Source organism: Oerskovia merdavium, from assembly GCF_014836755.1.
Classification (GTDB): Bacteria; Actinomycetota; Actinomycetes; order Actinomycetales; family Cellulomonadaceae; genus Oerskovia; species Oerskovia merdavium.
In genome coordinates this window covers 34,761-48,806 of sequence record NZ_JACSQF010000008.1, presented here as the reverse complement: position 1 = coordinate 48,806, position 14,046 = coordinate 34,761, and the positions used below count along the sequence as shown (strand labels likewise).

11 protein-coding genes are annotated in these 14,046 nt (G+C 73.9%); 1 reads left to right on the top strand and 10 read right to left on the bottom strand.

Annotated elements, in window-relative coordinates; all coding sequences use genetic code 11:
* Window positions 1-7: 7 nt before the first annotated feature.
* From H9641_RS09120 to H9641_RS09075, 10 genes are read right to left on the bottom strand one after another with little or no spacing between them, the layout of a single operon-like run.
* A complete protein-coding gene (locus H9641_RS09120) occupies window positions 8-1,006 on the bottom strand; it encodes an FHA domain-containing protein (protein WP_191803034.1) in 999 nt (332 codons plus the stop codon).
* Window positions 1,003-2,286, bottom strand: a complete 1,284-nt coding sequence (locus tag H9641_RS09115) for a VWA domain-containing protein (protein WP_191803032.1) — start codon at window positions 2,284-2,286, stop codon at window positions 1,003-1,005. The genes H9641_RS09120 and H9641_RS09115 overlap by 4 nt, the downstream gene beginning before the upstream one ends.
* Before the next feature lie 22 nt (window positions 2,287-2,308).
* Entirely contained in the window at window positions 2,309-3,544 is a 1,236-nt protein-coding gene (locus H9641_RS09110; RefSeq protein ID WP_191803030.1) for a PP2C family protein-serine/threonine phosphatase, read from the bottom strand.
* Window positions 3,541-5,898, bottom strand: a complete 2,358-nt coding sequence (locus tag H9641_RS09105) for a serine/threonine-protein kinase (RefSeq protein WP_191803028.1) — start codon at window positions 5,896-5,898, stop codon at window positions 3,541-3,543. Before H9641_RS09105 ends, H9641_RS09110 begins: the two co-directional genes overlap by 4 nt.
* Complete coding sequence (locus H9641_RS09100) at window positions 5,898-7,091, bottom strand: hypothetical protein (protein WP_225220233.1); 1,194 nt, start codon at window positions 7,089-7,091, stop codon at window positions 5,898-5,900. Before H9641_RS09100 ends, H9641_RS09105 begins: the two co-directional genes overlap by 1 nt.
* Window positions 7,088-8,086, bottom strand: a complete 999-nt coding sequence (locus H9641_RS09095; protein WP_318244479.1) for a glutamate ABC transporter substrate-binding protein — start codon at window positions 8,084-8,086, stop codon at window positions 7,088-7,090. Before H9641_RS09095 ends, H9641_RS09100 begins: the two co-directional genes overlap by 4 nt.
* Complete coding sequence (locus H9641_RS09090) at window positions 8,083-9,450, bottom strand: hypothetical protein (protein WP_191803026.1); 1,368 nt, start codon at window positions 9,448-9,450, stop codon at window positions 8,083-8,085. The genes H9641_RS09095 and H9641_RS09090 overlap by 4 nt, the downstream gene beginning before the upstream one ends.
* A complete protein-coding gene (locus H9641_RS09085; protein ID WP_191803024.1) occupies window positions 9,447-11,192 on the bottom strand; it encodes an AAA family ATPase in 1,746 nt (581 codons plus the stop codon). The genes H9641_RS09090 and H9641_RS09085 overlap by 4 nt, the downstream gene beginning before the upstream one ends.
* Entirely contained in the window at window positions 11,189-11,746 is a 558-nt protein-coding gene (locus H9641_RS09080) for a hypothetical protein (RefSeq protein ID WP_056648536.1), read from the bottom strand. Before H9641_RS09080 ends, H9641_RS09085 begins: the two co-directional genes overlap by 4 nt.
* Before the next feature lie 10 nt (window positions 11,747-11,756).
* Window positions 11,757-12,974 (bottom strand): toxic anion resistance protein, encoded by a 1,218-nt coding sequence (locus tag H9641_RS09075; RefSeq protein ID WP_056648538.1) that lies wholly within the window; start codon window positions 12,972-12,974, stop codon window positions 11,757-11,759.
* Window positions 12,975-13,191: 217 nt separating this feature from the next.
* Between H9641_RS09075 and H9641_RS09070 the strand changes: the two genes are divergently transcribed.
* Entirely contained in the window at window positions 13,192-13,827 is a 636-nt protein-coding gene (locus H9641_RS09070) for an alpha/beta hydrolase (RefSeq protein ID WP_191803023.1), read from the top strand.
* The last annotated feature ends 219 nt before the right edge of the window (window positions 13,828-14,046 follow it).

Here is a 14,046-nt window from a genome sequence, read left to right as displayed (position 1 = left end):
ACGAGGGTCAGACCTCGCCGGGCATCGCCTTGCGGATCACGAGCCGCGTCCACCCACCGAGGTAGATGCGGTCGCCGTCGGCGACCTCGCGGCGCTGGCCGGCGGGGATCGGGTCGATCGGCAGCTCGCCGCCCGCAGGGCTGAGGTACGTCCCGTTGGACGACTGGAGGTCCTCGACCCACCAGCGCTGCCCGTCGGTGTTGAGCTGGCAGTGCCGCCGCGAGACGCCCGAGTCGGCGCCGCAGTCGATCTGCGGGTGGATGTTGCGCGACGCCGACGGACGTCCCACGAGCACGCTGCGCTCGCGCAGCACCACGAGCCCCGGCAGCCCGGCCGAGGGCAACGGGTCCTCGGCCTTCTGCGCCTGGTACCAGTCGGGATCGATCCACACCTCGACGACCCACTGGTCCTCGCCCGGCACGGGCGGGGTGGGCAGGTGCGTCCCGGAGCCCGACGGCGTCGCGCCCGTCCGCGCGGACGTCGCCTCGCCCTCGGCCGGGTCGGCAGGAGCACCGGGAGCGACGAGCGGACCCGTCCCCGGGGCACCGGCGGCGACCGCGGCAGTCGACGGGCCACCCGCCCCGGGATCGACCCCGGGCGGCGTGAGGGCCGCCGGAGCCGACAGGGGGTCGGGCGACGGCGCGGCCGCGGGCGACCCTGCGGGAGGGGCTACCGGGTCCAGGTCGAGCGAGGACGCCGGGGGAGCGAGCGGCGCGGGGGTCGCGGCCGACGGCGCCCCGGCGGGCTCGGGCAGCGAGCCCGTCGTGAAGTCGTAGCCGCAGTTCTCGCAGAACAGCGCACCGGCCGCGGCCGGGAACGAGCAGTGCGGGCACGTGATCGGCTCGCCACCACCGGCACCCTCGCAGGCGGCGGGCGCGCCGGCCCCCGCGGAGCCGGAGGACACCGCCCCCGACGCGCTGCTCGACGCGGCCCCCATGGGCTCGCCGCACACGTCGCAGTAGTCGGTCGACTCGGACGCGTGCCCGTTGGGGCAGATCGCGCTCATCGCTTGACCCGCGTGGTCTTGGTCGAGGCCGTGTCGAGGGCCATCTCGTCGAGCTTGTCGGTGTTGCGCTTGAGGCGCACCGTGCCCTGCTCCTCGCTCTCGATCTCCACGACCTTGCGCAGGCGCGAGGTCGCCTCGTCGTTGCCCGTCTCGGCCGCGAGCTGGACCGCGCGGCCGAGCTTGACCGTGGCCGTCGCCTCGTCGCCCGCAGCCTTGGCCGCGAGGCCCTCCTGGATCGCGGACGCGAGCTCGGCCTGGCCCGTGTAGTGCGCGACCTCGGGGTTGATGCGCGTGGTGAGCGCACCGTCGTCGGACCACTTGGCCTTGACCAGACCCGACGAGACCACCTCGCCGTTCACGGCGAGCTGCACCCGCGCGGCGAGCTGCTCGGAGCCCACGGGCTTCGAGGCCACGCGCACGGCCACGTGGTAGTCGCGCGACTCGTCGCCCCACGACCCCGTGGGGTAGGAGCCCGTGAGCGGGTTGACCACGGCGCGGCGCGTCGTGAGGTCCTCGACCGTCGGGGCGACCTGGCGGACGAACAGCACCTGCGCGCCCTGCGGGGCCCACACGCGCAGGTCCGCGGAGGCCACGCCACGCGACATGGACTTCTGGATGAGCGAGGAGAAGTCGGCCGCGATCTCGCTCGGGTCGGCGATCAGGTCGACCGTCCCGAGCAGGGCCGTCGAGATCTCGCGCAGCTCGTCGACCTGCCAGCGGGACCCGACGCCGCGCGCGTCGCACTGGAACTTCCCGGTCACGTTGCGCACGACCTGCGACAGGTTCTCGCGCGGCTCGGACTCGTTCTTGCCGTCCGTCAGCAGGATCGCGTGGCGCTGCGCGGCCTGGGGGACGGTGTCGAAGAGCTGGGCAGCGAGCTGGAGCCACGTGCTCATCGCGGTGCCGCCCGACGGGCTCATCATCGCGATGGCCCGCTTGGCCTCCTCACGCGCCGCAGGCTCCATCTGGACCATCGCGACGCGCGCGTTGGGATAGGGGAACGCGCGCTGCGCGACATGGCTGCCGCCGACGATCGCGAACCAGGTCCCGTCGAGGATCTGGTCGACCGCGACCTGCGCCGCGTACTTGGCGGACTCCATGTTGCGTCCCGACATCGAGCCGGACGTGTCGACCATGATGATCTCGGCGACGCCGCCCCCGGAGGTCGCGGCACCGGCCTGACCTGCCCCTCGGGCGGTCACCGTCACGATGGCGTGCACATCCGTGGCGCCCTCGGACAGGAACTCGTTCTGGAAGACCTCGGCGGAGAACTCGGCCATGGGTTCTGGGCTCCTTCGTGGATCAGAGGGCGCGCGTCGCGGGCTCGTCGCCCGTGACAGCGTCTGTGTGCAGGTTATCGGAGGTGGTCGAGGCGGGGAGCGCCTCGAACCGGGCGAGGGTCGCCGTGATGTTGTCGCGGCCGCCCTGGGCGTTGGCCCAGCGCACGAGCTCGGTGGCCAGCGCCCGGGGCTCGCGCCCCGTCGAGGCCTCGGTCGAGCGCACGAGGTCCGCGAGGTCGTCGGCCGCTGAGCAGTAGTTCCACAGGCCGTCCGAGCAGACCAGCAGCCAGCCCGACGAGTCCGGGACCGTCGGGGCGCACCGCGCGGCCGGGTCGGTCGAGTCGGGGCCGAGCCAGCGCGTGATCGCGTGCGCCTGGGGCGAGTTCTCGGCCACGTGGCGCGGGGTGCCCATGGCCATGAGCTCGTGCGCCCACGAGTCGTCGACGCTGAGCTGGCGGGCCGTGCCGGTGTCGGGGATCCAGTAGGCGCGCGAGTCGCCGACCCACCCCGCGACGATCAGCGGGCCGTCCACGACGGCCGCGACGAACGTGCACGACGGCGGCTCGGCCCGCTCGGCCTTGTCGCCCACCGCGACCAGCACGGCGTCGTTCGCGGTCGTGGAGGCCGCGACCATGAGGGCCTGCCAGGCCTGGATGCGCTCGGTGACGTCCCCCGTGACGGGGGTGGCGCCGTCGGGCCCGCCCGACGCGAGCACGTCCCGGGCCGCACGCGCGGCCGCGAGGCTCGCGACGTCCGAGTCCGGCGCGGCCGAGACCCCGTCGCACACCACGAGCGCCGCGAAGCGCCCGGCCGTGGCCGGATCGCCCGACGCGGCGAGCGCCATGGCGTCCTCGTTGCGCGCGTGGCGGATGCCGCGGTCGCACACGCCCGCGACCCAGGGCGCGGGTCGCTCGGCCCAGTGGTCGCGCTCGACCTGGGCCTTCTCGCCGCACTGCTCGCAGTAGCCGTCGTCCGCGACGGTCCCGCCGCAGCTCGTGCAGGGGCGGTGAGTGGCGACGGGAGGGGGCGGGGGCACGGGGTCGGACGCCGGGTCGACCGGGGGATCGGTCGGCTTGAGGTCGGCAGGAGGCTCGGGCAGCGCGGGCACGGGAGGGCGCGCCAGGACGGGCGGCCCGCCCGCGGCGCCCGCCGCCGGCCCGACGTCGGAGCCGCAGTTCTCGCAGAACCTCGCCCCGGGAGCGGGGACCTCGCCGCACGTGGCGCAGGGCGCGAGCACGCCGGTGTCCTCCGCGCTCACGTCGTGGTCCAGCGGCGCACGGCGTTGGCCTGGTCCACGAGGTCGATGCGCGCGATCTTGTCGTCGGTCAGCGTCGCCATCTCGCGGTAGGCCCCCTCGAGGGCGTCGCGGAGCGGCGGCTCCTTGGGCTCGACACCGCCGATGCGCACGGTGCCGACCTGCTTCGTCGACGCGGTCGTGACCTCCGCGAGCGCCGAGCTCAGCACGTCGATCGAGAGCGAGACCCGCTCCCGCTGGGGGATCGCGACCGACTCGACGCTCGCGAGCGCCTCGGCCAGGGCCGGGAGGCCACGGCCGGACCCTGCGAGCAGGCGCGCACGGCGCATGCGCGCGTCGGTGTACGAGCTCCGGGTCGGGGTGACCAGGTCCAGGGCGTGCAGCGCGCCGTCGAGGTCACCGCGGGCCTGGCGGATCCGGGCGAGCCCGAACGCCGCCGGGGCCGTGTAGTTGGCGTCCGAGCGGGCACAGATCACGTAGAGGGACTCGGCGATGTCCGGCTCGCCGCTGACCTCGCACGAGACGGCGAGCGCGAGCTTGGGCGCGAGCTCGCCGGGCACCTGGCCGTAGACCGCGTTGAACGAGGCGCGCGCCGCGGCGGCCTCGCCGCGTGCGAGCTCGGCGAGCCCGCCCATCCACGCGGCCCGCCACTCCCACGGGTCGTCGGCGAGGATCGAGGCGATGGTCTTCTCGACCTCGGTGAAGCGACGGTGCTCGATCGCGGCCCGGGCGTAGGCGAGGCGGACCTCGACCGTGCCCTCGGGGGCCGCGGCCAGCGCGGCCATGCGCGCCGCGGGGTCGGCGATGTTGACGCCCGCGAGCCAGCTGGCCATGGGGTCGGACTCGTCGACCTTGAGCGCGGGCAGCGCGTCCCAGGTCAGCGGCGCGTCGGCGTCGTCGGACACCGGGGCCTCGAAGAGCATCGACGCGGCCGAGTGCAGCGCCCCGCTGCCCGGGCCCCGGTCGGTCGCGACGACCTCGCGCAGGACCCCGATGAGCTGGGCGCGCATCTCGTCGATCGTCGCGAAGCGGTCGGACGGGTCGAGCGCGCAGGCCTTGGCGAGCAGGCGGTAGAACGAGTCGTACTTCTGGAAGACGGGCGTCTCGGCGACCGGCGGCAGGGAGGAGACGTACGTCGTCTGGTTGCCGCGGAAGTCGAGCACGAGCGTGGCGAGGGTGCGCCCGATCGTGTAGATGTCGGACGCGACCGAGGTGCCGACCTCGGCGACCTCGGGGGCCTGGTAGCCCACGGTCCCGAAGATCGCCGACGTCATGTCGTCGAGGCGCCGCACGCCGCCCAGGTCGATGAGCTTGACGCCGTCGCCCTGCTGGATCATGTTGTCGGGCTTGAAGTCGCAGAAGATCAGGCCCAGGTCGTGCAGGTAGGCGAACGCCGGCAGGATCTCGAGCACGAACGCGAGCGCCTGGTCCACGGGCAGCGGGGCGACCACGCCGCCGTTCTCGTCGCGGCGGTCCTTGAGGATCTCCTTGAGCGACTTGCCGCCCACGTACTCCATGACGGTGTAGCCCGCGCCGTCGTGCATGACGAAGTTGTAGATCTCGACGATGAGCGGGTGCTCGACCTCGGCCAGGAACTGGCGCTCGGAGATCGCGGCCGCGAACGCGTCGGGGTCTCCCGAGTTGAGCAGGCCCTTGAGGACGACCCAGCGGCCCGAGACGTTCTGGTCGCGCGCCAGGTAGATCCAGCCGAGCCCGCCGTGCGCGAGGCAGCCCACGACCTCGTACTGTCCGCCGACCACGTCGCCGGGCGAGAGCTGCGGGTCGAACGAGAACGCGGTGCGGCACTGGGGGCAGAATCCCGAGGTGCGGCCCGGGACGCCGTCGCGCGAGCGGCCCACCTTGGCGCCGCACGTGGGGCAGAAGCGCTTGGACTCGGCGAGCTCGGGCACGGCCATGATGGCCTGGAGCGGGTCGCGGACGGGGGCGCTGGGGACGGTCGTGAGGCCCGCGCCCAGGCGGTGCCCGCGCAGACGCGTCGAGGACGTGCCGACACGGCGCGTGGACTTGGTGCCCGTGACGGCCGAGCGGGCCGAGCCCAGCGCGGCGCTCGCGAGCTGGGTCGAGCTGGTCCGGCCCGTGCGCGTGGACACGGCCTCGCCCTCGGGTCCGGGACCGGCGGCGTAGTTCGGTGCGGCCTGGGCGATCCCCGTGCCGAGCATGGCCGACGGCGACGCTGCCGCGCCGGGCGACGTCGTCGTGCCCGTGGCACCCCCCGTGGAGGGCACGGGCGACGCGGACGATCCGCCCGGCGAGCCGCAGACGTTGCAGTAGCCGTCCTCGATGAAGCCGTCGCAGCCCGGCTGGGCGCACGGCTCCTGCGTGGTCGATGTGGTCATCAGGACGATCCTTCCTGGCCCGGGACGGGCGACGATCCAGGGGCGGGAGACGAGAGGTGAGCAGGCAGGTCGCGGGTCAGGAACTGGTACTGCTCGACGAGGAAGCGCAGGAGGACGACGTCGCACGGTACGGCCTCGCCCGCCGCGCGGGCCTCGGCGAGTCCCGACCGGACCGTGGGGGACGCGCTGCGCCCGTTCGAGTCGGCCCGCACGCGGTACGCGTCGAGCCGGTAGCGGAGCTCGGCGCGCTCGCGCAGCGGCGCGGAGTAGGAGGCCTCGACCGTGTCGAACGCGCGCGCGACGGTCGCGAGGCGCGTGAGGAACCCGTCGAGCCCGGCGCGGTCCGCGGGGACCTCGCCCAGCCGTGAGACGTCGGGCACCGCGAGGCGCGGGGGAGCGGCGATCTCGCGCCGGCACCGGGCCGCGAGCTCGCGCAGCGAGGGCTCGCGCGCCTCGAGGGCCGCATAGCGCTCGACCGCCTGCTTGCGGTCGCGGGCGAGCTCGCGGCGCTCGGAGGCGCCCACGATGAGGTCCCGCTCGGTGCGCGCGACCTCGGCCTCGAGCTCGGTGAGGGGGCCCGTGACGTCGGCGCCGTTCGACGCCTTGTCGCGCAGCCTCGTCCACCGCTCGCGCAGCTTCTCGACGCGTCCGCGAGCCGTGGTGTCGGATCCCGCGAGCTCGTCGCAGCGCGCCAGCTCGGCGCGCAGCCCGCGGAAGCGCGCGACCTCGTCGGCCGCGTTCGGGTCGAACGACAGACGGGTGCGCAGCGCGGAGACGATCGCGTCGCACAGCCGCGTGGCCTCCACGAGCGAGACGAGCGACGAGCCGTCGGGCGAGCTGAGCCGACCCCAGACGAGCTGGGAGATCTTCTCGCGGCCCACCGCGTCGGCGCGCCCCGAGTCCCACACGGCGCCCATCTCGTCGGCGCGCGTGCGGGCCGCCTGCCAGAGGGTCATGGCCAGCAGCATGTCGGCCGTGTACGTCTCGGGGGACGCCGCGGACTGGGCGGCCGCGTCGAGGCGGTCGAGCTCGGTCCGCCGGGCGCGCAGCCACTCCTCGAGCCGGGAGAGGTACTCGTAGAGCTCGGCCGCGGGGATCGCCTCGCCGAGACGTCCGGGCGCGCTCGGAGCCTGCTGGGTCCGGGGGGCGACGGGCGGCCCGGCAGCAGGCGAGGCGGACGAGGCAGAGGTCACGGCGTGCGGCCGTAGACGGCGACGGGCGGCGCGGGGGCCGGGCCGAGCACGCCGAGCCACTCGTCGTACAGCGCCGTCCACGTGCCGTCGGTGCGCATCTGCTCCAGGACGCCGTTGACGAACTTGACCATGTCGACGTTCTGGGCCGGGATGCCCAGGCCGTAGGGCTCGTCCGAGATCGCCTGACCCACGACCTTGGCGTACGGGTCCTGGGCCGCGAAGCCCGCGAGGATCGTGTCGTCGCCCGTGATCGCGTCGACCTTGCCCTGCTGGAACAGCGCGAGGCAGCCCGTGTGCGTGGTCGCGGGGACCGCGGTGATGTCGGGGTACTCCTGGAGGCGCTCGAGCGTCGTGGTGCCGTCCGGTGCGCACACGCGCTGGCCCGCGAGGTCTGCGATGCCCTGCGCCTCGGAGTCGCGCGTCACGAGGACCTTCTGGCCCGCGTGGTAGTACTCCGAGGAGAACGCGATGGTCTCCCAGCGCTCGCAGTTGATCGTGAAGGCACGGGCGACCACGTCGACCTCGCCGTTCTCGAGCACCTCGAGGCGCTGGCCCGAGGTGATGACGCGGAACTGCAGCCGGTCCGGGTCACCGAAGATCGCGTTCGACACCTGGTGCAGCACGTCGATGTCGAAGCCCTCGATCTGCCCGCTGAGCGGGTTGCGGGCCCCGAGCTGGAGCGTGTCGGCCGAGACGCCGACGATCAGCGAGCCGCGGTCGCGGATCGCGGCCATGGTGCTGCCCGCGGGCAGAGCTCCCGGTCCGGGCAGCGGCCCGTCGGGGGCGTAGGACGCGACGGGGTTCTCGCACGTCGCCGCAGCGGCGACCGAGGACCCGGCCGCTCCGCCCGACGTCCCCACGACCGAGGCGACGGGCGCTCCCGCGGAGGGGGCTGCGTCGGGCGTGGCACAGGCGGCCAGGACCAGGGCGCCCGAGAGCCCCAGCGCCACCAGGGCGCCCATGCGCCCGCTCTTGCGGAAGGTCGAGGTGATCACCGGTACTCCTCCAGTCGGACGTTCAGGCCGCGCCAGGCGAGGACCGCCGCGGCGAGACCCGCTGCCAGCAGGAGCCAGCCCGCGAGGGCCGAGCGGTTGCCGGCCGAGGCGAGGTCAGCCTGCGTGGCCTTGATGTTCTCGGCGATGTCGGACGTGACCGTCTGCGAGAACGCGGCGAACGCGGCGTTCGGACCGCCCTCGTCCGAGCTCGTCGCGAGCGCGACCGCCCCGTCCCAGTCTCCCGCGTCGTCGAGCGCGCGGATGGCCTGGTGCTGGGTGATCCACTCGCCCAGGTACCCGGCGGACGTGCCGTCGAGGTTCCCGTCGGCCCCCGCCTGGTCGAGTCGCTGCGTCGCGTCGGCCGTCAGCTCGACGAACGACTCCTCGTACGTCTGGCCCGAGCCGCGCTTGATGAGCGTGAAGCTCTCCATGGCCTTGGCGTCGTTGGCCTCGGAGTACGCGGTCGAGGCCGCGAGCGTCGCGGCGTACGGGCCGTCGCGGACCGCGGCGGCCGCGCTGTTGGTCTGGCTCAGCAGGACGGCCCCGCCCACGCCCACGACCAGGATCACGATGCTCGCGACCAGCAGGCCCACGTTGAGGACGCGGTGCGTGCGCTTGGCGAGCCAGACCTGCGTGACGATCAGCAGCGCGAGGCACAGCAGTCCAGCCGCGAGGATCCACATCGCGTTGCGCACCATCGACAGGTCGGACGCGACGCGCTCGGCGTTGTCGTCGACGAGCGTCGTGAGCGTCGGCAGGATCTCGTCGCGCAGCAGCGTCGAGGCCTGGTCGAGGTAGGCCGAGCCCACCGGGAAGCCCTGCCGGTTGTTCGCTCGCGCCTGCTCGATCAGCCCCGTGTAGACCGTGACCTGCGACGCGACCACGCCCAGCTCGGTCGCGTCGGCGCTGTTGGCGCCCGCGAGCTCGGCGAGACGGATCGAGGCGTTCGCGATCGCGTCGTCGTAGCGCTCGCGCTGGTCCGCGGGCTCGAGGCCTCCGACCAGGAACGCGTTGGTCGCGGACGCGTCGGCCACGACCAGGTTGTTGCGCACGTCCTGGATGCCCACGAGCTGGCTCGTGTCCGAGCGCGCGTCCTCGAGCGCGATCCCCTGGACGCGCGCGGCCTGGAAGCCGAGCGCACCGAAGACGATCGAGGCGAGCACGCACACCGCGAGCGCGATCCGCAGCTTGCCCGGGGTGCGGCGCAGCGCGCTGCGGACCCCGGCCCGGCGTTCCGCACGCTCCTGGGCCTGCGTCGTGGGCGCCGTTCCGGCCTGCCCGCCCGGCTGACCGGGGTGGGCGGGCTGGACGGCCCGACCGGGCGCGGGGGCGGACCCGGGCGGCGGCGTCAGGGTCTGGCTCATGCAGGCTCCTCCTGAGGGGAGACGGTCGCGTCGGTGGGCTGGTCGTCGTCGGGCTGGTGGTCCTCGGCGGGTTCGGCGAGGTCGAGGTCGTCGTCCGCCGAGCTGGGCTCGTCGAGCACGTCCGCAGGCGCGGCGTCCTCGGTGGGCGTCGCCTGCAGGATGCTCTCGGGCGCCTCGCCCGCGGGGAGCAGGTCCTCGGGCAGGAGGCGGCGCAGCTCGTCGAGCGTGGGCTCGGGCGTGTCCTTGAGGCGCCACGCGTGACGGGCGATGGCCCCGTCCAGGACGTTGCGCGCGTGGCGTCCGTTGCCGAACCCCTCGGTGCGCGGGACGAGCGAGACCATCTCCTCGAACCGGTCGAGGGTCGTGGGCAGCGGCTCGAAGTCGGCCGAGGTGGCCATGCGCTCGAAGATCCCGCGCAGCTCGGCGTCCGAGTAGTCGTCGAACGTGATGGTCGTCGAGAAGCGCGACTCGAGGCCGGGGTTGGTCGCGATGAAGGAGGCCATGGGGCCGGGGTACCCGGCGACGATCACCACGAGGTCGTCGCGGTGGTCCTCCATGTCCTTGACGAGCGTGTTGATCGCCTCGGCGCCGTACTGGTCCTCCGCGAGGCCGTAGGCCTCGTCGATGAACAGGACGCCGCCGATCGCGGTCGCCACGACCTCCGAGGTCTTGACGGCCGTCTGGCCCAGGTAGCCCGCGACGAGCTCGGAACGGTCGACCTCGACCAGGTGCCCCTTGCTCAGCAGCCCGAGCGCGCGGTAGATCCCGGCGACCAGGCGGGCGACGGTCGTCTTGCCCGTCCCGGGGTTGCCGAGGAACACGAGGTGGCGCGTGAGCGTGGGCCGGGTCAGGCCTGCGGCCGTGCGGAGCTGCTCGATGCGCAGGAGCTCGGTCTGCTGACGGATCTCGTGCTTGACCCGGTCGAGCCCGATCAGGGCGTCGAGCTCGGCCAGGAGCTCCTCGAGCGACCGGGGCGGCTCGGCCTCGGTCTCCTCCTCGGCGGGGGCGTCGCCCGTGGTCGCGCTCTGCGGGCCGCCGGCGGCCGGTGTGCCCGACGGCGTCGCGTGCGTCGGGGGGGCCGCGTCGCCCGGGGTGCGCGCACCCAGGGCGTCGAGGATCGCGTCGACCGTGGGGACGACGTCCTGAGCAGGGGGCCGCAGCCCGCCCGCGCCGACGAGGGACCCCAGGTCGAACGGGTTCGTGCCGCTCGGGAGGGTCGGGTCGAACGAGGGCGCGGGGAAGCGGGTGGGTTTGCCGTGCGGGTGAGGCCCGGCCGCCGGGGGGCCCGCCGGCGCTGACGGCACTGATGGCCCTGCCGGCTGCGGCGTGGTGCGGGGCTGGGCCGCGGCCCGCTGTACGGCCGTCGTGGACGCGGCGTTGGCCGATACCGCGAGCCCGGGGGAGCCCAGGGCGCCGGCCGCGTCGATCACGCTCGCGAGCGCCTCGGCGTAGGCGCCGGCGTGCTCCGAGCCGGCCAGCACGAGGGTCGTGAGCTGGTCGGTCGGGGCCGAGCGCCACCGGCGACCGCGCTGGGCGGCCTCGAAGAACGCGGTGAAGTCGTCGGGGGCGCGGCCCACGGCCTCGAGCCACGCGGGCGCGGCGCCCGTGGACGACTCGGCCACCGCGGCGGCGAGACGCTCGCCCTCGCGCGTGACGTCGTCGGGCACGAGGCCCGCCTGGCGACCCACCGTGGTCAGCACCGCGATGCTGCGGGCGAGCGCCCCCTGGCGCGCGGCGCTCATGGTCGTTCCAGCCCGCCCGGGGTCCCCGGCGCCTGCGGCTGGGCCGAGCCGAGCCCGGCCTCGGGGGCCAGGGCGATCGAGGATGTCTGGAACTTCTCCGCGAGGAACTGCCCGTGCGCCACGAGCGCCACGGCGTCGGCGCGCGAGACCGCGTCCGAGATCTTGTCGAGCGTCACGCCCAGCAGGTCGAGCTGGTCGCACAGGATCATGAGCGACGTCTTGCCGCGGTTGATGACGCGCGTGTCCGCGAAGTCGCGCGGCAGGCGCAGGTAGCCGCCCACGGCCTCCGGCAGGTAGCTCGTCGCGGTCGCCACGACCGTGTGCGCCTGGGCCGTGCCGCCCCCCAGGCGGTCGAGGCGCGGCGCCATGTCGTCCACGGTCTTGGCGATGCGGTTCACGCGCGCGGTCACCGCGGGCGGGACCCTGCCCTCGATCTGCGCCTGGACGGCGTCGACCGAGGCGAGGATGTCCGCGCTCGTGGGCGCCGGAGGCAGCGCAGGGATCTCCGGCGGGCGGTTGCGCCCGCCGCCGAACAGGTTCTGGAACCAGCCCATGGTGTCCGGATCAGACCTTTCCGAGGTCGAGCGCGCCCGTGGCGGCGCCGGTCTGGTCGCCCTGGGCCACGCGGTCCAGGTACTCGCGGGCCTTGGTCGTCTCGGTCTCCAGGACGCCGATGGTCTGCGCCATCGAGTCGAGCGCCTGGACCTTGAACGTCGAGATCGAGTCCATGGTCGCGTAGATGTTCTGGAACGCGGCCTGGAGCTGGGGGAGCCCGACGGTCGCGCTCGCGGCCTGCGACTGGATGGACGCCGACTGGTCCGCGAGCATCTTGGACGTCGAGGCGATCATGTTCGACGTGGTCGTGTTGAGCGCCGTGATCTGGTCCAGGACGAGCTTCTGGTTGGCGAGGGCCTGGGCCACGATGACGGCCGTGCGCAGCGCGGAGACGGTCGTGGTGGTCGCGCGGTCGACGCCCTTGATGAGCTCGACGTTGTTCTTGATGACGATGTCGATCGCGAGGTAGCCCTGGATGGACACCGCGAGCTGCGTCAGGAGGTCCTGGTGCTTCTGGCGGACGTAGAACAGGACGTCCTCGCGCAGGGCCTTGGCCTTCTCCGGGTCCGTCGCGTCGAGCTCGGCGGTCTTGGCGGACAGCTGCGCGTCGAGGCGCTCGGCCACGTAGATGTACTGGTTGAGCCGTGCCATGGTGTCCCACAGGTGCTGCTTCTCGAGGTTGAGGGCCGCGTTGTCCTTGCGGAGCTCGTCCTGGCCGTCGTAGAGCGCACGGATGATCGCGTTGAGGTGGCCCTGGGCCGACTCGTAGCGGCGGAAGTAGTCCGTCAGCTTGTCGCCGAACGGGATGAAGCCGAGGATCTTGCGGCCCATGCTCGCCTCGGACGGGTCGAGGTTCTCGACCGTGCGGCGCAGCTCGAGGAGCGTGCTGCCCACCTTGGAGCCCTCGGACAGCCCGCCCTCCTTGAGGGCGCGCACGGGCGTGGCCAGCAGGCGGTTCGAGGAGTCGGCAGCGGTGCGGATGTCCTGGTCGCCCATGGTGCGCACGTCGTTGGCCTTGGCGGCGAACTCGGGGGAGCGGGCGTCGGAGGCCATGAGCGCGTCCAGGTAGGACGTGACCTTCTGGTCCAGGCCGGGGATCGCTGCCTCGTCGACACGCGGGGCCATCGCGGGAGCCTGCGTGGTCGCGACGGGCTTCACGGGCTCGGGTGCCGAGAGCACCAGGTGCTCGGTCGCGGCGGGGGGCTGGAGCGGTGCTGCCTCGGTCATCGTGATCCTTCGCTCGATTCTGCCGGTCGGCTGCCGGGGCGCTGACCGGACGCCGATCCTGGAGCAGGGGTCAGCGCGAGACCCACCCCTGAAACCCGGCGAACCGGGCAAGCCGGTCCACCGACCGGTCCCGGGAGTATATCCGCGACGGGTGGCCGGTTCTTTACTCTTTCACGCCCTGAGGGGGGTGAGAACTCCCCATGGAAGGATTCTCGGCATGAGCGCTGACATCACGGTCCACGTCCGCGGCAGCAACCAGGCGGGGCGACCGCTCCTGCTGCTGCTCCACGGGTTCGGTTCGCACGAGCACGACCTGCCCGCGATCGCCGGGCACCTGCCGGCGGTGTGGGACTGGGCCTCGCTGCGAGCGCCCCTGGCCGCGGGCAACGGAGGGTTCTCGTGGTTCCCTCTCGGGGTGCCCGGGCGGCCTGACCCGCAGCCTGTGGCTGCCGCGACCGCCGCGGTGCTCGCCTGGCTCGACGTGAACGTCGAGCCGGGGACTGCCGTCGTACCCGTGGGGTTCTCGCAGGGCGGGCTCATGGTGACCCAGCTCCTGCGGGCCGCGCCCGAGCGGTTCGCGGCGGGCGTCGTGCTCTCGGGCTTCGTGCTCGACGCGGAGCTGCCCGGCGATTCGGCGCTCGCGGCGCGCCGGCCGCCGGTGTTCTTCGGTCACGGCGACGCGGACCAGGTCATCGCGCCCGACGCGACCGCGCGGACGTCGACCTGGCTGCCGCGGTTCACCGACGTGACCGAGGTCGTCTACCCGGGGTTGCCGCACTCGATCAGCGCCGAGGAGCTCGCCGACGTGTCGGCGTTCCTGGAGAAGGTGCTGCCGGCTGCTCAGGCTCGGTAGGTTCGGGCGGCTCGAGGCCTGGTCGCGTTCGAGAAAACAGCTCGCCGGTTCTGTTGGCTTGGCCCGCCGGCCCGCCGGCCCGCCGGCCCGCCGGCCCGCCGGCCCGCCGGCCCGCCGGCCCGCCGGCCCGACGCCGGAGCGGGCGTCCCGGGTGTCTCGGCCGGATGCCCGGGCTGGGCCGCCAGGGGGCGGGTGGTGTTTTCGTGTAGCCACCACCAT